This window comes from Actinoallomurus purpureus (genome assembly GCF_024055795.1).
Taxonomy (GTDB): Bacteria; Actinomycetota; Actinomycetes; order Streptosporangiales; family Streptosporangiaceae; genus Actinoallomurus; species Actinoallomurus purpureus.
Map to the genome: position 1 here is coordinate 66,644 of NZ_JAMXMY010000020.1, position 14,104 is coordinate 80,747.

Annotated in this window: 18 protein-coding genes and 1 riboswitch; of the genes, 5 read left to right on the top strand and 13 right to left on the bottom strand. The window is 68.9% G+C overall.

From position 1 onward, the window contains the following. Positions 1 to 19 precede the first annotated feature (19 nt). From NE236_RS31205 to pfkB, 8 genes are all read right to left on the bottom strand, one after another. The gene (locus NE236_RS31205; protein ID WP_252845787.1) at positions 20 to 775 is read right to left on the bottom strand and encodes a hypothetical protein; all 756 of its coding nucleotides are present in this window, start codon (positions 773 to 775) and stop codon (positions 20 to 22) included. Positions 776 to 981: 206 nt separating this feature from the next. Continuing rightward, complete coding sequence (ptsP, locus tag NE236_RS31210; protein ID WP_252845788.1) at positions 982 to 2,688, bottom strand: phosphoenolpyruvate--protein phosphotransferase; 1,707 nt, start codon at positions 2,686 to 2,688, stop codon at positions 982 to 984. Then, positions 2,681 to 2,965 carry an HPr family phosphocarrier protein gene (locus NE236_RS31215; protein WP_252845789.1) on the bottom strand — a complete coding sequence of 95 codons (285 nt, stop codon included), beginning with the start codon at positions 2,963 to 2,965 and terminating at the stop codon, positions 2,681 to 2,683. Before NE236_RS31215 ends, ptsP begins: the two co-directional genes overlap by 8 nt. A 12-nt stretch (positions 2,966 to 2,977) precedes the next feature. Then, complete coding sequence (locus NE236_RS31220; protein WP_252845790.1) at positions 2,978 to 4,012, bottom strand: zinc-dependent dehydrogenase; 1,035 nt, start codon at positions 4,010 to 4,012, stop codon at positions 2,978 to 2,980. Next, the gene (locus tag NE236_RS31225) at positions 4,009 to 4,455 is read right to left on the bottom strand and encodes a PTS mannitol transporter subunit IIA (RefSeq protein WP_252845791.1); all 447 of its coding nucleotides are present in this window, start codon (positions 4,453 to 4,455) and stop codon (positions 4,009 to 4,011) included. Before NE236_RS31225 ends, NE236_RS31220 begins: the two co-directional genes overlap by 4 nt. Continuing rightward, a complete protein-coding gene (locus tag NE236_RS31230; RefSeq protein WP_289851106.1) occupies positions 4,448 to 4,747 on the bottom strand; it encodes a PTS lactose transporter subunit IIB in 300 nt (99 codons plus the stop codon). Before NE236_RS31230 ends, NE236_RS31225 begins: the two co-directional genes overlap by 8 nt. Before the next feature lie 5 nt (positions 4,748 to 4,752). Further along, on the bottom strand, positions 4,753 to 5,931 hold the full coding sequence (gene mtlA, locus NE236_RS31235) for a mannitol-specific PTS transporter subunit IIC (RefSeq protein WP_252845793.1): 1,179 nt from the start codon (positions 5,929 to 5,931) through the stop codon (positions 4,753 to 4,755). Positions 5,932 to 5,969: 38 nt separating this feature from the next. Further along, positions 5,970 to 6,920 carry a 1-phosphofructokinase gene (gene pfkB / locus NE236_RS31240; RefSeq protein WP_252845794.1) on the bottom strand — a complete coding sequence of 317 codons (951 nt, stop codon included), beginning with the start codon at positions 6,918 to 6,920 and terminating at the stop codon, positions 5,970 to 5,972. 454 nt (positions 6,921 to 7,374) lie between these two features. Between pfkB and NE236_RS31245 the strand changes: the two genes are divergently transcribed. Continuing rightward, complete coding sequence (locus tag NE236_RS31245) at positions 7,375 to 8,136, top strand: MHYT domain-containing protein (protein ID WP_252845795.1); 762 nt, start codon at positions 7,375 to 7,377, stop codon at positions 8,134 to 8,136. Positions 8,137 to 8,281: 145 nt separating this feature from the next. Further along, positions 8,282 to 8,482 carry a GYD domain-containing protein gene (locus NE236_RS31250; protein WP_252845796.1) on the top strand — a complete coding sequence of 67 codons (201 nt, stop codon included), beginning with the start codon at positions 8,282 to 8,284 and terminating at the stop codon, positions 8,480 to 8,482. Positions 8,483 to 8,760: 278 nt separating this feature from the next. Here the strand turns inward: NE236_RS31250 and NE236_RS31255 are convergent, their stop codons facing one another. After that, entirely contained in the window at positions 8,761 to 9,582 is an 822-nt protein-coding gene (locus tag NE236_RS31255; protein ID WP_252845797.1) for a GNAT family N-acetyltransferase, read from the bottom strand. After that, positions 9,575 to 10,336, bottom strand: a complete 762-nt coding sequence (locus tag NE236_RS31260; RefSeq protein WP_252845798.1) for a GntR family transcriptional regulator — start codon at positions 10,334 to 10,336, stop codon at positions 9,575 to 9,577. The genes NE236_RS31255 and NE236_RS31260 overlap by 8 nt, the downstream gene beginning before the upstream one ends. A 279-nt stretch (positions 10,337 to 10,615) precedes the next feature. Here NE236_RS31260 and NE236_RS31265 point away from each other — a divergent pair, with 279 nt between their 5' ends. Both NE236_RS31265 and NE236_RS31270 read left to right on the top strand, forming a co-directional pair. Further along, positions 10,616 to 10,981: a hypothetical protein gene (locus NE236_RS31265; RefSeq protein WP_252845799.1), complete on the top strand. Its 366-nt coding sequence runs from the start codon at positions 10,616 to 10,618 to the stop codon at positions 10,979 to 10,981. Next, a complete protein-coding gene (locus tag NE236_RS31270; protein WP_252845800.1) occupies positions 10,978 to 11,349 on the top strand; it encodes a hypothetical protein in 372 nt (123 codons plus the stop codon). The genes NE236_RS31265 and NE236_RS31270 overlap by 4 nt, the downstream gene beginning before the upstream one ends. Before the next feature lie 243 nt (positions 11,350 to 11,592). On the opposite strand, the gene bluB is transcribed toward NE236_RS31270, so the two are convergent. Continuing rightward, positions 11,593 to 12,213, bottom strand: a complete 621-nt coding sequence (gene bluB, locus NE236_RS31275) for a 5,6-dimethylbenzimidazole synthase (RefSeq protein ID WP_252845801.1) — start codon at positions 12,211 to 12,213, stop codon at positions 11,593 to 11,595. A 35-nt stretch (positions 12,214 to 12,248) separates the two neighbouring features. Next, positions 12,249 to 12,443: riboswitch (cobalamin riboswitch) on the bottom strand. 111 nt (positions 12,444 to 12,554) lie between these two features. On the opposite strand from bluB, the gene NE236_RS31280 reads away from it, so the two are divergent. After that, a complete protein-coding gene (locus NE236_RS31280; protein ID WP_252845802.1) occupies positions 12,555 to 12,836 on the top strand; it encodes a GYD domain-containing protein in 282 nt (93 codons plus the stop codon). Between the two features lie 49 nt (positions 12,837 to 12,885). Here the strand turns inward: NE236_RS31280 and NE236_RS31285 are convergent, their stop codons facing one another. Together NE236_RS31285 and nudC are read right to left on the bottom strand one after the other, a co-directional pair. Beyond that, the gene (locus NE236_RS31285) at positions 12,886 to 13,191 is read right to left on the bottom strand and encodes a hypothetical protein (RefSeq protein WP_372494462.1); all 306 of its coding nucleotides are present in this window, start codon (positions 13,189 to 13,191) and stop codon (positions 12,886 to 12,888) included. Between the two features lie 18 nt (positions 13,192 to 13,209). Continuing rightward, positions 13,210 to 14,103, bottom strand: coding sequence for an NAD(+) diphosphatase (gene nudC, locus NE236_RS31290; RefSeq protein WP_252845917.1), 894 nt, complete (start codon positions 14,101 to 14,103; stop codon positions 13,210 to 13,212). Between the last annotated feature and the right edge of the window lies 1 nt (position 14,104).

Sequence of the window (14,104 nt, forward strand, 5' to 3'; positions counted from 1 at the left end):
GGCCGCCCGGCTCCCGCGGTCACTTGCGCACGTTGCCCGCCGCGTCCTGCGTGACCACCATGTTCACGACCTCCCTGCGCAGGCCCGGCGAACCCTGGCCCGGGCCCTGGCCGTTGTCGCCGCAGACCCGGTTCTTCTCGTCGTCGGTCATGGGGCGTTCCTTGAACGTCACGTTGTGCGTGCCGGCGTCCTTGTCGTCGGTCACCGAGCCCCCGACGTACCACTCGTAGTGCGCGTCGCCGTCATCCGAGGTCTTCACCCGGTCCCCGTAGTTGATCTGCCAGTGACCGTTGACCTTCAGCATCTCCGTGGAGAGCTCGAGCCAGCCGACGTTGCCGGGCTGGACGTGGTGGGTGTCGCCGTTCCAGGTCCAGTTGCCCTTGTTCCAGACGTGGCCGTAGCTGGCCTCCACCCCGATCTCGATGGCCTCCCCCAGTTTGAACTTGGGGCCTCCGCTGATCCCGAAGCTGTTCGACTCCTCGACGGTGTCGGTGACCTGGTACTGGTGGTCCTGCGCGGCGGTCGTGCAGTTCCAGGCGTATTCGTCGTTCTGCGGGACGTGGAAGTCCGACTGGAACGACTCCTGGCTCTCCGGGACGAACTTGCATCGGTCGGCCTTGTAGGGGACGGTCACACCGGAGTCGGGGCAGGTATCGAGCAGATCGCCCGTAACCGTGACCACCCTCGCGGTCGCCGGCCCGGCCGGAAGAAGCACTCCGGTCCCGACCATCGCGGCTCCCGCGAGTGCGACCAGACCTGCACGTGCTCGGTTCATCGAATTCCTCCTCGACGAGTTTTGCTGACACCTCATTTATAGCCAGAAAACGACGACGCTACTTTATCTGCTACTTAAATGCCGCATAACGATATTTGAGAAGACGCATTTCCGGATCGCGAATTTAAGCCGCCCTAATGCAATGACCGCCGGACACAAAAAGAATGCCCCCCGTGACGACGGAGGGCATTCTTTCGGTGCCGGAGTCAGGGCCCCGCGGTGAGCACGGCGGCCCTGGCCGCGGCGGCGTCGGCGGCGTCGAGCGCACGCCGGGCCAGTTCCTCGCACTCGGCGCGCTCGTACGCGGCGAGACGGGCGCGTACGGCGGGCACGCTGCGCGGGCTCATCGACAGCTTCGTGACACCCAGGCCGACCAGCACCGGCGCGAGGGCGGGATCCGCGGCCGCCTCGCCGCACACCCCGACGGATCTGCCACTGCGCCGGCCCGCGTCCGCGCAGGTCGCGATGAGTTGCAGCAGGGCCGGCTGCCATGGGTCGAGCAGGTCGGCCAAGGCTCCCGACTGCCGGTCGGCGGCCAGGGTGTACTGGCTGAGGTCGTTGGTCCCGACGCTGAGGAAGTCGGCGACCTCGACGAGGCGCTCGGCCCGCAGCGCGGCGGCCGGCACCTCGACCATCACGCCCGCCGTGCGCAGGCCGAACGCGCGGGCCCGCGCGACGAAGTCCGCCGCCTCCGGTGGCGTCGACACCATGGGGGCCATGACCCACACGTCGGCGGTCGTCCGTTCGGCGGCCCGCGCGATCGCCGCCAGCTGGGTGTCGAGGATGCCGGGCCGGTCACGCGCCACCCGCAGGCCGCGCACGCCGAGCGCCGGGTTCGGCTCCTCCGGGAGGCCGAGGAACGGCAGCGGCTTGTCGGCGCCGGCGTCCAGCGTCCGCACGACGACGGTGCCCTCCGGGAAGTGGGAGAACACCTCGGCGTACGCGGTGACCTGTTCGTCCAGGCCGGGCGCGTCCCTGCGGTCGAGGAAGAGGAACTCGGTGCGGAACAGGCCCACCCCGGTGACCCCGTCGAGGTCGGCTCCCCGGAGGTCGGCGGCGGACCCGATGTTGACCATGAGGTCGACAGGATGCCCGTCCGCCGTACGCCCGGGGCCGCGTCCGGCGGCGAGCCTGCTCCGCTCGTCGGCCGCCCGTGCGCGTACGTCGGCCGCCTCCTCCTCGCCGACACCCGCGCCGACCCGCCCGGAGGTGCCGTCCACCGTCACCAGCGTGCCGTCCGGGACGTCCAGGATCCCGGCGCAGCCCACGACGGCGGGCAGGCCCAGCGCCCGGGCGAGGATCGCGGTGTGGCTGGTCGGCCCACCGCGCTCGGTGACCAGGGCGAGCACGGTCTCCGGGTCGAGGCCGACCGTGTCGGCGGGCGCGAGGTCGTCGGCGATCAGGACGAATGGGTGCCCGGGCGCCGGCAGGCCCGGCATCGGCCGGCCGAGCGCGGCGGCGATCGCCCGGTGCGCGATGTCGTCGAGGTCGGCCGCGCGTTCGCCGAGGTACCCGCCGAGCGCGGCGAGGATCTCCCGGTGCCGGTCGAAGGTGGACCGCAGCGCGTGCGGGGCGTCGTCCCCGCTCCGTACGCGCTCGGCCACCCCCTCCCGCAGGGTCGGATCCGCGGCGATCATCGCCTGCGCGGACAGGATGTCGCGGGCCTCGCCGGTGGCCGCGTCGGCGCGGGCCCGCAGGTCGGCCTCGGTGGCCTCCAGGGCCCGTACGGCGTCGGCGAGTTCGCGGTCCGGGTCGCTGACCGGGAGGTCGGTCGGGGCAGGTTGGTCGGGAAGAACCGGGCGCGGATCCGGCAGCGCCGGCGGGGACGCCATCCGCGCCACCGGGCCTGCGGCCAGGCCGGGCCCGACTCCGATCCCGTGCAGGACTCGCGGCGGGGCGTCGAGGTCAGGCATCGGCCGCTTCCTCGGCGTCCAGGTCGCGGGCGAGCAGGGCCGCGAGCGAGTCGAGGGCCGCGTCGGCACCCGGCCCGTCGGCCTCGAGGGTGACCTCGGTGCCGTGCCCGGCGCCGAGGGACAGCACGGCGAGCATGCTGGCGGCCGGTACGGCCGGGCCGTCCCCGACGCGGATGCGCACGGGCACGTCCTGGTCGGCGGCGGCCTTGACGAACAGCGCCGCCGGCCTCGCGTGCAGGCCGGTGCGGGAGGCGATGGCCACGGTACGCGTCGACATGTCTGCTCCTCGTCAGGGCTCGATGGTGACTTTGATCGCGGTGCCTTGGGACACGATGTCGATGCCCTTCAGCACGTCGGTCAGGGGGAGGTGGTGGGTGATCAGGTCGGTGACGGGCACGGCGCCGGTGGCGATGAGGTCCAGGGCGCGGGCGTTGTGGGCGGGGCTGGATCCGTTGGCGCCGACGATCGTCAGCTCGCGGTAGTGCACGAGGTTGGAGTCGAGGGCGATGATCGGGTTGTCCTTGGGCAGCCCGCCGAAGAAACTGATCCGGCCCTGGCGTGCGGTCATCTGCAGGGCCTGTTCCTGGGCGGCGCCGGAGGCCGCTGCGGTGATGACCACGTCGGCGCCGCGGCCGTTGGTCAGCTTCAGCACCTGGTCGACGACGTCGGCACCGGTCAGTGCGGCGTCGGGGTGTACCCGTTCGGCGGACATGGCCAGGCGTTCGGCGTTGAGGTCGGCCAGGAAGATCCGTGCGGCGCCGCGGGAGCGGGCCAGGCGGACGTGCAGGCAGCCGATCGGCCCGGCGCCGATCACCACAACATCGTCGCCCTCCCCCACGCGGGCCAGCTCCTGGCCGTTGAGGACGCAGGCGAGCGGCTCGGCGACGGAGGCCTCGGCGAAGCCGACGCCGTCGGGGATGCGGTTCAGGCCGTCGACGGCCAGAACCTTGGCGGGCACGATGGTGTACTCGGCGAAGCCGCCGTCGTAGTGGTAGCCCATCGACTCCTGGTTCGGGCACACGGTCATGTGCCCGCGACGGCACTCCTCGCAGTGCCCGCAGGGGATCGCGGCGATCACCTGCACCCGGTCCCCGGGCCGCCACCCGGTCACGCCGTCGCCGACCTCGGCGATCTCGCCGGCGATCTCGTGGCCCATGACGCGGGGCGGGCGGATGTGGTGGTGGCCGTACTTGGAGATCTTGACGTCGGTGCCGCAGGTGGAGCAGTTCCGCACCCGGATCTTGACCTCACCGGGCCCCGGCGACGGCTCGGGCGCATCCTCCAGGCGGATGTCTCCGGGGGCGTGGAATCGGGCGACCTTCACTGGGGAACCTCCTGTGCGGCCGGCTGCAGCAGCCGGATCACCTCATCGACGTTCGCGCTCTCTCGCAGCGCGCGGGCGCTGTCCGGATCGAGCAGGATCTGGGCCAGCTCTGAGAGCAGCCGGACGTGCCCATCACCTTTGGCGGCGATCCCGACGCACAGCTTCACCAGGTGCCCGTCCCAGTCGACTCCGTCGGGGAAGCGCAGCACGCAGATCGCGTCGTGGCGTACGGCGTCCTTGCCGGCGAGCGTGCCGTGCGGGATGGCCACGCCCTCCCCCACGTAGGTCGGGACCGAACGCTCCCGTTCGACCATCGCGTCGATGTACGAGGCGTCGACCGCCCCCACGCCCTCGAGTGCGTGTCCGCATTGGCGGATCGCATCGTCCCGGTCGGCCGCGACCGCATCCAGGCGTATCGCGGCGCGATCGAGCAGGTCAGGCATTGATCTCGCTCCCGTTCTTGATCGCGTTCACCAGGCGGGTCACCGCCGGGTCGCCCAGGAACACCTGGAAGGTGATGATCGGGGTGTCCGGGGCCGAGGCCTTGGCCCGCGCGCCCAGCCCGGCGTGACAGACCACGACGTCCGCGTCGCCGGGGATGGAGTTGACCGGGGTGTGCTCCACGGTGACCGCGGACTTCCGCAGTTCCTTGCGCAGCTGGCTGGCCAGCATGACGCTGCTGCCCATGCCCGCGTCGCAGGCCACGATGAGCTTCTTGACGTCCTTACCGTTCATCTTCCTCACGCTTCCTGGGGTTCGGGGCGGGCGGCGGGCCGCTCGACGTCACCGGCCGTGCTCTCCGGGGCCGGCTCCTCATTCACCACGGCACTCCCATCTTCGGCGGTCTCCTCCACGGCCTCGGACTCGGATTCGGCGAGCCGGCCGAAGCCCAGCAGCGCCGAGCCGACGGCGAAGGACACGGCTGCGGCGACGATCACGCCCGCGAAGACGCCGAACCAACCGCCCTTCGGAGTCTCGGCCGCGTACGCGAAGATGCTGCCCGGCGACGGGGTGGCGACCAGACCGGCACCGGTGATCATGAAGGTTCCGATGCCCGCGGCGCCGCCGGCGATGGAGGCGAGGATGAGCCGCGGCTTCATCAGCACGTACGGGAAGTAGATCTCGTGGATGCCGCCGAGGAACTGGATGACGATCGCGGCGGGCACGCTGGGCCGTAGCGCCTTGGGTCCGAACAGCAGGTAGGCCAGCAGGACGCCCAGGCCGGGACCGGGGTTGGACTCCAGCATGAACAGGATCGACTTGCCGTGGTTCACGGCCTCGGCGACGCCGAGCGGTCCGAGTACGCCGTGGTTGACCGCGTTGTTGAGGAACAGCACCTTGGCCGGTTCGATCAGCACCGAGGCGAACGGCAGCAGATGATGGTGGATCAACCACTCGACGCCGTTGCCCGCCGCCGACGTCACCTGGCGGACGATGGGAGCGACGCCCCAGACGCCGAAGACGGCCAGGGCACCGCCGATGATGCCCGCGGTGAAGTTGTCCACCAGCATCTCGAAGCCGGACTTGGTCCGGTCGGCCGTGAATTCGTCGACCTTCTTCAGCACGTACGCCGCGAGCGGGCCGAGGATCATCGCGCCCAGGAACATCGGGATCTTGGCCCCGACGACGACGCCGACGGTGGCGACCGCGCCGACGACGGCCCCGCGCTGGCCGTGGACCATCCGGCCGCCGGTGTAGCCGATGAGCACCGGAAGGAGCAGCGTGATGATCGGGTCGACGAGGGCGGCGAACTGCTTGTCGGGCAGCCAGCCGGTCGGGATGAACAGGGCGGTGATCAGGCCCCAGGCGATGAAGGCCCCGATGTTGGGCATCACCATCCCGGCCAGGTAGCCGCCCAGGCGCTGGATATGGGCCTTTATGCCGGTTCCGGTGACGGTGGGGGTGTACGCAGTGGCCATGAGGGCCTCCTAATGAGTCGAGATCTGCGTAACGTCGGTCAGGCGATGAGCGACCGGCCGAGGTCCGGACGCGTATGGATGCGGACAATGTCGCGCCGGATGTCCTCGGGGCGCGGCATCCGGCTGGCGGGCAGGCACACTGCGGCGGCCCCCCACGCCAGCCCTTCGGCGAGCGCCGGGGCCCCCCGTGCTCCGGCGGCCAGGAATCCGGCGAGCAGCGCGTCGCCCGCGCCCACGGTGCTCCGCGGCGCGGCGACCGGCGCCTCGCCGATCGTCACTCCTTCCTCTTCGACGAGCACGGCGCCGTCCGCGCCGAGGCTCGCGAGTACGGTCCGGGCGCCGCGATCGCGCAGCTCCTCCGCCGCCTCGATGACGTCGCCCAAGCTGCCGACCGGGCGCCCGACGGCCTCGGCCAGCTCCTCACGGTTGGGTTTGACGAGAACGGGCTTCGCCTCCAGTGCCGCAAGGAGGGCGGGCCCGCTGGTGTCGACGGCGACCCGCACCCCGGCGGCGGTGAAGAACTCACACAACCGGGCGTAGATCTCAGTGGGCACGCCCGGCGGCAGGCTGCCGCACGTCACCACCCAGCTCGCGCCTTCGGTCGCGGCGAGCACCATGTCGGCGACGGCGTCCAGCTCCGCCCGGGGCAGGGGCTCGCCCGGTTCGTTCAGCTTGGTGACGACGCCGTCGGGCTCGACGATCGTCACGTTCGAACGGGTCCGGCCTGCCACCGGCACCGCGCGGAGCGGTATGCCGTCGGTTTCCAGCAGGTGGACGAGCTGGTCCCCGTCCGCCCCACCAGCCGTCACCACCGCGACCGTCGGCACGTCGTTCGCCAGCAGTGCGCGGGAGACGTTGACCCCCTTGCCGCCCGGGTCGAGCCGCACGGAGGTGGCGCGGATCACCGCACCCGTGACGAGGCGGTCGACCTCGATCGTGCGGTCCAGGCTCGGGTTGAGCGTCAGTGTGACGATCACGTGTTGGTTCACCGCCGTTTCGTCTGTGTTTCTATGTGTTTACGCCCACGTCCGTTGCATCGTCAAGGGGTAGCCCCGGACGTTCTTCCGTGAAGGACTGACCCCCCGGAGAGCCCGGGAACGGTCGCGTGGCGATCGGGGATCGCCTGCCCCAGACCTACGGGATTGATGGCGTGACGTGCGGAAATGTGACCTTGCAAGCGCGCCGATCGGGGGATCGCCATGGCCACGTACCTGCCGACTCCCATGCCACACGGATTGTCAATTCCGACGCCGATCAGCCTCTGCTCTTGTGATCAACCTCGATCGTGTGTTGAGGTATGGGCGCATTTTTGGTCATCCGTCGAGTAGATGTCTCAGTGACCGAAAACGCTAACTGAATGTAGTCAGTCATGCACGCCGCTACGTGCGGTGTCCAGTGCCTGACTATCGGCGATCACATTGGAGGCAGTTCGGCTTGGGGCACATGGAAAACGGGACGTACATACCCCTGATCGCTTATCTGATCTCATGCCTCGGCTGCGGGCTGGGCCTGGTCTGCACCACTCAAGCCCGGGTCGGCACGCGCGCTTCCCGAAACTTCTGGCTGGCCTTGTCAGCGGTGTCGATCGGCGGCACCGGAATATGGGGCATGCACTTCACTGGGATGCTCGGGGTCACGGTTCATGGTTCGCTGGTCAGGTGGGACGTCCCGTTGACGGCCGCAAGCCTCCTCATTGCCGTTGCGATTGTTGGAGTCGGTGTGTTCCTGGTCGGTTACGGCGCGCCCGGCCCGCGAACGCTGCTCTTGGCCGGCCTGATTACCGGATGCGGCGTCGCGGCGATGCACTATACGGGCATGGCAGCGATGCGGATGCAGGGGTCGACCAGATACAGCGTCCCGCTTGTGGTGCTGTCCGTGGTGATCGCGGTTGGAGCGGCGACCGCGGCGCTGTGGATAACCAAAAATGTCCGACGCAAATTGGCCATGGCCGCCGCAGTGCCGATCATGGGATTGGCTGTGTGCGGCATGCATTACACCGGTATGGCCGCCACCAGCGTGGCGTTGAACGCCAATGCGCCGATGCCGGTCGGTGCGGAGACTTTGACTCTCTTCTGGCCCTTGACAATCTGGATAATTATTCTCCCTATCATTATCCTGATGGCCCTCGTGATGCTCCCCTCCGGGGAAGAAGTCCTCGAAAATCAGCACTACGAGGAAGTCATCGCCCGGCTGCACAATAAGTAGCGGACGAAGAATCGGGCCCACTGGCCGTGCGGCCCGACCACCTGGGCCTTTCAGGCCCTCCGGCCTCCGCCGCACGAGCCCTGGATTGACGGCATCGGGGGCGGGAATGTGACCTGATGAGCGCATTGATCGGGGGATCATCGTCATGGCTACCTACATGCTGCTCTGTAAGTGGACGGTCCTGGGCGCCTACCTGAGCATGGGGCGGTACGACCAAATCGTCCTCATCGAGGCACCCGACGATGAGGTCGCCGCCAAATTCGCGGTCTTCGTCGCCGGCCGCGGCTACGCCGAGACCGAGACGTTGCGCTGCTTCTCAATGGACGAGACGCTCAGTCTGCTGTGAGCCGCCACCCGATGGGCACCAGGACTGACAAAGGGGCACAGGGCCGGTCGGGGCAGGTCACCAAGAGCTCGAATGCCTCACCGGGGCGGATTACGGGACTCTTTTCCGGCCGGGGCGGCCGTCCTCGTTCTGCACTGTCCCGCCATACGAGAATTTTGCCGTCTGAGGGCACACCACAAAACAAGGGGCCCTCCCCCGTCGGCGAAATTTAGGCATTATGTCGGGTCTCGCTCCGGCCGCAGCCCGCCCCGTCCAACCTCTCAGGCACTCTTAAGGCATCAGGGACCATAGAAACCTTCGGCGAGTTTCCTGGCCGCGCCTTGAGGGTCGCTCGCCGGGTGCCAGTACTGCCGGTGTACGCCCCACACGAACGCTCCATCATTGATACCGACGACCTCATGGCGATGCGACCCGTAGGGAAATACGACACGGGTTCCTCTCGCCTCCTCATGGAGCGCCACGTGTGGAACCCGCATCTTCTCGAGTTCGTTGACCAGCAGGTGTAGTTGCTCGTCACTCATGAGGATCATCCCATCGCCGGGGACGATGTCACCTGTAAGGTCACGCACAGCCGCGACCTGCAGCATCGGCCGCGTGGTCATCTCGAATCGGGCACCGGTATGACGGTGACCGATAACGATGGTGGACAGTTGCCGGAATCCGATGCTGCGGTAATACGCTTGCAATTGGTCGTTGTGGCGGGAGCATTCAAGCCTGAGCAATGGCGTCCCGTGTCGCCATGCGCGGTCCACCGCCCAGTCGATGATCAGCCGTCCCAGCCCAACGCCGGCATGCGACCGCCGGACGGCCATACGATGCAGATACCAGGCGTCCGCGTCATCCCGCCAATAGGCCGGGTCAGGGTGGCGTTCGAGCGTGAAGGTCGCGACGGGGCCCGCCGTCCCGGTCGTCCAGATGAGAAAGACGCTGTTGGCCTCGATGCGCCGGCTGAGGGAGTAGGCACGGAAATCATCCGAGGAAAAATACGCGGGCCACTGGACGATTCCCTGGCTGTTCAACCACTCGGCTGCGTCGTTCAGGATCTCCAGCACATGGGGTAGGTCGTCGGGCAGAGCGGGAAGGATGGTGATCTCAGTCATCCGCACGCTCCTCGTACACGATGATCCATCGATCGGCCGGCAGGATGTTCACGGTGGCGCGTACGGGAATCGCGGTGTCATCCAAGCCGGTCCACCCGATGCGCGTGTGCACATGGACAGGGATGCCGGGATCCATGCCGAGGATGCGGCTCTCGTCGGCGGTCGGCATCCGGGCGGTGATCCGGTCATGCAGCCGCGGCTGCGGGTAGCCGAGGTCGGCCGCGATTCTGTTCGGACCGGGGTGCAGGTCCCGCTCTTCCATGATCGGGGTGCCGGCGAACAGCACCTTCGGCCAGTACGCGGTTGAGATCGCCCAGGGCTCGTCATCGACATATCGAAGGCGGTCGCGTATGGCGAACTCGGCATCGGGGTCGAGGTTCAGCAACGTCGTGATGTCGGCCGGCGCGGAGCCATGCCGGACGGTGAGCCGTTGGCTCGGGACACGTCCTTGCTCCCGAACGTCGGTGAACCAGATGTCGAGCTCGGCATTACTGCGGCGTTTGGCCTTCTCGCTCGCCGTAGCGTAGTAGATCAACGGCGTTCGACTCGGAACCTCGTAGCCGAGGCCTTTGACCGAGCGGATGATGCCGAGATTCACCAGTTGCCCGAGCGCGCCGCGAATGGTGTTCCGACTGGCGCCATAGTGCTCGCCGAGTTCACGTTCGGATGGCAGCTTGCCATCGGCGAACTCACCGGCGCTGATTCTGGCGCGCAGGTCGGCGGCAATCTGCTCATACCTGGCCTGAAGGGGCAAAGGAGCCCTCCCTCTCTGGTACTTGTGCCCAACGGTACCTACAAGTTCCTTGACAGGGCCAGACGCCTTGAGCCAACCTGTACCAACAAGTTGGGACAGGCGAGCTGACACCCCGTCCACCAGCGGAAGGTCGTTGGTCGGTCACGAAGAATGACCGAAAACGCGGATGGTCGCCTGCCCCTCCCCAGGGCGAAGTCTCACCGGCTCCCCGAGATTCTGCCCGTGCCGTTCCGGCAGCCGGACAAACGCGGCTGCCGACGCGACGAGTAGGAGCATCCGATGACCGCACCCCCACCGCACGCTGCAGAGGAACACCTTCAACGGCTGGCGGCCGCACTGCGCACCCACGGCTTCACGGTGACGGTGTCGCCTCCCGCCCTTATCGCCCGCAATCCCGACACCGATGTGACATATCCGAAGGGCGCCACAACCGGTAACGGCCTGGCCCAGGAAGTCCTGCTTCGGGAGCAAGCAGGACAGCTGGCCTGGTGCTGGGTCTGGCCCGGCCTGCGACCGGCCCAGCACGGCGCACCGACGCCATCCCCGGAGATCGAGCCGATCGGCCCGGCCGAAGACATCACCAATACCGCCCGCCTGATCGCCAAGGTCATCAGGGTCGGCGAGCCGACAGGACCGACACAATGACATCACCGCTCGCCCGCCGCCACCGGCCGGCTTCTAAACCGACTGCAGACACGACGCCCACCGGCGTTCCGGACGCATCGTCGGCGGCCATCGCCAGGAACGTCCAGATCCACTGTCCCGGCTGGATGATCTTCTGGTCTCCTTGGCGTCGGATGTTCACCGCGATCGCCTGCTTCACCCGCGATCCCGTACTCATCGACACTCCGACGCTGAACGAGCTGCTGGACAGCATGCGTGCAGTGGAGACGGCCGACGAAAGGCAGCGCGCCACTCCGGCCTGGATGCCGATGATCCAGTCGGCCCAGGACCGTGCGGGGGCCAGCTGGGCGCATGGCCGCCTCGCTGACGGCCCGCCCGGCATGGGTTAGATCGTCGCCGAACGGTCCGCGCAGCCAGTCCAGACTCCCGGCCTGGTATCGCCTTGAGGGGGGCGGCACCAGGCCGGGTCCGTTCGCTCTCCGCTGCGGTCCGGCAGGGGTGCCACGGTGAGAGCGTCGAGCGCCGACGGATGGTCCGCTGGATCGGGTGGTCGCCTCGGCGGCGCGGCGGTTCAAGGAGGACTTGCGTCGACGCGTATCGCCGTTGCCCTTGGCGCCTGGAGTTCAGGGCCGTTACCAGCGGTCGTGGTGGATCGCGGCGCTCAGGGTGCGACGGTGACGCCAGCCGTGCCGTTCGAGATCCGGGGTGGCTTCAAGATGGGTTACCGGGCCCAGGCACAGCCAGGCGACCGGGCGGATCCCCGCCGGGATGTCGAGCAGGCGGCGTAGATGCTGTTCTCGGTAGAACGACACCCAGCCGACACCCAGTCTCTCGGCGGTGGCGGCGAGCCACAGGTTCTGGATGGCCAGGCAGACCGAGTACAGTCCCGCGTCGGCGATGGCGTGCCGGCCCAGGACCGCCGGGCTGCCGCGCTCGGGATCGTAGGTGACCACGATCGACAGACTGGACTCGAGTACTCCATCGATCTTTATCTGAGTGAAGCGGTCGGCGGCCGCGGCTGTGAGGATGGCAGCGAAGACAGCGCGTTCGGACTGGACGTGGTCGTGGAAGGCCCGCCGGACGGCCGGGTCGCTCACGACGATGAAATCCCATGGCTGGGACAGCCCGACGCTGGGCGCGGCGTGCGCAGCTGCCAGGACCCGGTGCAGGACGTCTTCTGGGATCGGCGCGCCGGTGAACTCGGCACGCACATCGCGGCGGCGGTGGATCACGTCATAGATGTCGGCGTTCATGGGCAGGCTCCCGCTGCGTCAGGTACACCCCAAGGGGTGGCCGGTGGAGCGAGGCCGGTCTTCGGACTTCCGGATCGACGCTTGACCACCCGCCTTCCCAGCCTGACGGCCAGTGGCCGCGCTGACGCGCGTGGATGGCAGCTCCCCGGTTACCGCGGCGGGCCCGTGCCGGAGTCACACCGGCTTCCCGATTCTCCCCGTATTGGGGCACCTCGCGTCAGTTCATGCCAGTCGCGACTATAGCCAAGATCCCCCGGATGGCCGACTGTTCCGCCGCCGGGTTGACGGCATCTGGGGCGGGAATGTGACCTGATGAGCGCATTGATCGGGGGGTCATCGTCATGGCTACGTACACGCTGCTGTGCAAGTGGACGGACCTGGGTCGCCGCGAGGTGGCGACGCTGCCCGACCGGGTCACCGAGGTCACCAAGAGTTTCGAGGAGATGGGCGGGAAGGTCCTGGGCGCCTACCTGAGCATGGGGCGGTACGACCAAATCGTCCTCATCGAGGCACCCGACGATGAGGTCGCCGCCAAATTCGCGGTCTTCGTCGCCGGCCGCGGTTACGCCGAGACCGAGACGTTGCGCTGCTTCTCCATGAACGAGATGCGCAGCCTCATCTGACCACCCGACGCGCGCCACCACGCGCGGCCGGACAGGTCGACGCGTCGGTTCAGGCGCGCTGGGCGGCGAACGTCCCGCCGGCGCCGAAGGCCAGCTCGGCGAAGCGTTCGCCGATGCGGCGGTGCGTGGCGGCGTCCGGGTGGAGCTGGGTGCCGACCGGGCCGGGCCGGGGCTCCGCGGACCTGGTGGCCATGTCCACCATCATGACGTTGCCGCCGGTCACACCGGATCGGCCCGCCAGGCGGCCGTCGACGAGCAGGTCGTACACGCCGTCCGGACGTCGCGGGGCGCCCTGGTAGGCCATCTTGGTGCGGAGCGCGTCCAGCTCGACGACGGTGGCCCGGGTGCGGAACACCTGATCTGCGGCGGCGCGTCACCAGTCGCCGGGAAGGGACCCGCCGTACCAGCGCTCGATGAGCTGACGGGCGATCGAGACCCGGCCGGGCAGCCGGATCTCCTGCGACTCCGTCGCCGCCTTCAGCTCGGCGCGGGTGTACCAGTGCGCGCTGCGGATCTCGTCCTCGTCGACGCGGAGCTCCTGCCCGGCGTCGGCCGTCGCGAAGAAGCCGAGCATCAGGCTGCGCGGCAGCGGCCAGGGCTGGCTGCCGAGGTAGTGGCAGTCGCGTACGGTGACGCCGACCTCCTCGTGCACCTCACGGGCGACCGCCTGCTCGAGCGACTCGCCGGGCTCGACGAACCCGGCGAGGATCGAGACGCGGTTCCCCGGCCACCGCGCGCCGTTGGCCAGCAGGATCCGCTCGCCGTCGTGCACCAGCATGATCACGGCAGGGTCGGTGCGCGGGAAGTGCTCCGAGCCGTCGACCGTGCAGACCCGGGTGTGGCCCGCCGACGCGGGGGTCGTCAGGGCCCCGCAGCGCGGGCAGTGCGTGTGGGTCGCGTGCCAGTTCTGCAGGGCGACGGCTTGGGTGAGCAGGCCGGCGTCCCGGTCGCTCAGCGCGGCCCCCACGATCCGCAGGTCGGCGGGCTCCGTGCCCTCGATCGCGGGCAGCGGGGCGGAGACCGCGAAGTAGGCGACGCCATCGGCGTCGACACCGAGCAGGTAGCGCTCCCCCTCGGGGGCCTCCTCGCGGCTCAGCAGAACGAGGGCCGGACCGGGCCGGGCCAGCACCCGGCCTTTCTCGACCACCAGGACACGGGTGCGCGGATCGGCCCAGGCCGAGGCCAGCCAGGCCTCGTCGCGGCGACGCTCCCCCCTGCGGTCGAGCGTGCTGCGGGAGAGCGCCAGCCAGTCGAGCGCCTCGTGGATT

Coding starts and splice junctions, on each gene's coding strand:
- mtlA (WP_252845793.1), bottom strand. CDS start 5,931: ATGGCCACTGCGTACACCCCCACCGTCACCGGAACCGGCATAAAGGCC.
- NE236_RS31245 (WP_252845795.1), top strand. CDS start 7,375: ATGGAAAACGGGACGTACATACCCCTGATCGCTTATCTGATCTCATGC.
- NE236_RS31250 (WP_252845796.1), top strand. CDS start 8,282: ATGGCTACCTACATGCTGCTCTGTAAGTGGACGGTCCTGGGCGCCTAC.
- NE236_RS31230 (WP_289851106.1), bottom strand. CDS start 4,747: ATGAACGGTAAGGACGTCAAGAAGCTCATCGTGGCCTGCGACGCGGGC.
- NE236_RS31205 (WP_252845787.1), bottom strand. CDS start 775: ATGAACCGAGCACGTGCAGGTCTGGTCGCACTCGCGGGAGCCGCGATG.
- NE236_RS31265 (WP_252845799.1), top strand. CDS start 10,616: ATGACCGCACCCCCACCGCACGCTGCAGAGGAACACCTTCAACGGCTG.
- NE236_RS31270 (WP_252845800.1), top strand. CDS start 10,978: ATGACATCACCGCTCGCCCGCCGCCACCGGCCGGCTTCTAAACCGACT.
- NE236_RS31215 (WP_252845789.1), bottom strand. CDS start 2,965: ATGTCGACGCGTACCGTGGCCATCGCCTCCCGCACCGGCCTGCACGCG.
- NE236_RS31280 (WP_252845802.1), top strand. CDS start 12,555: ATGGCTACGTACACGCTGCTGTGCAAGTGGACGGACCTGGGTCGCCGC.
- bluB (WP_252845801.1), bottom strand. CDS start 12,213: ATGAACGCCGACATCTATGACGTGATCCACCGCCGCCGCGATGTGCGT.
- NE236_RS31225 (WP_252845791.1), bottom strand. CDS start 4,455: ATGCCTGACCTGCTCGATCGCGCCGCGATACGCCTGGATGCGGTCGCG.
- ptsP (WP_252845788.1), bottom strand. CDS start 2,688: ATGCCTGACCTCGACGCCCCGCCGCGAGTCCTGCACGGGATCGGAGTC.
- NE236_RS31255 (WP_252845797.1), bottom strand. CDS start 9,582: ATGACTGAGATCACCATCCTTCCCGCTCTGCCCGACGACCTACCCCAT.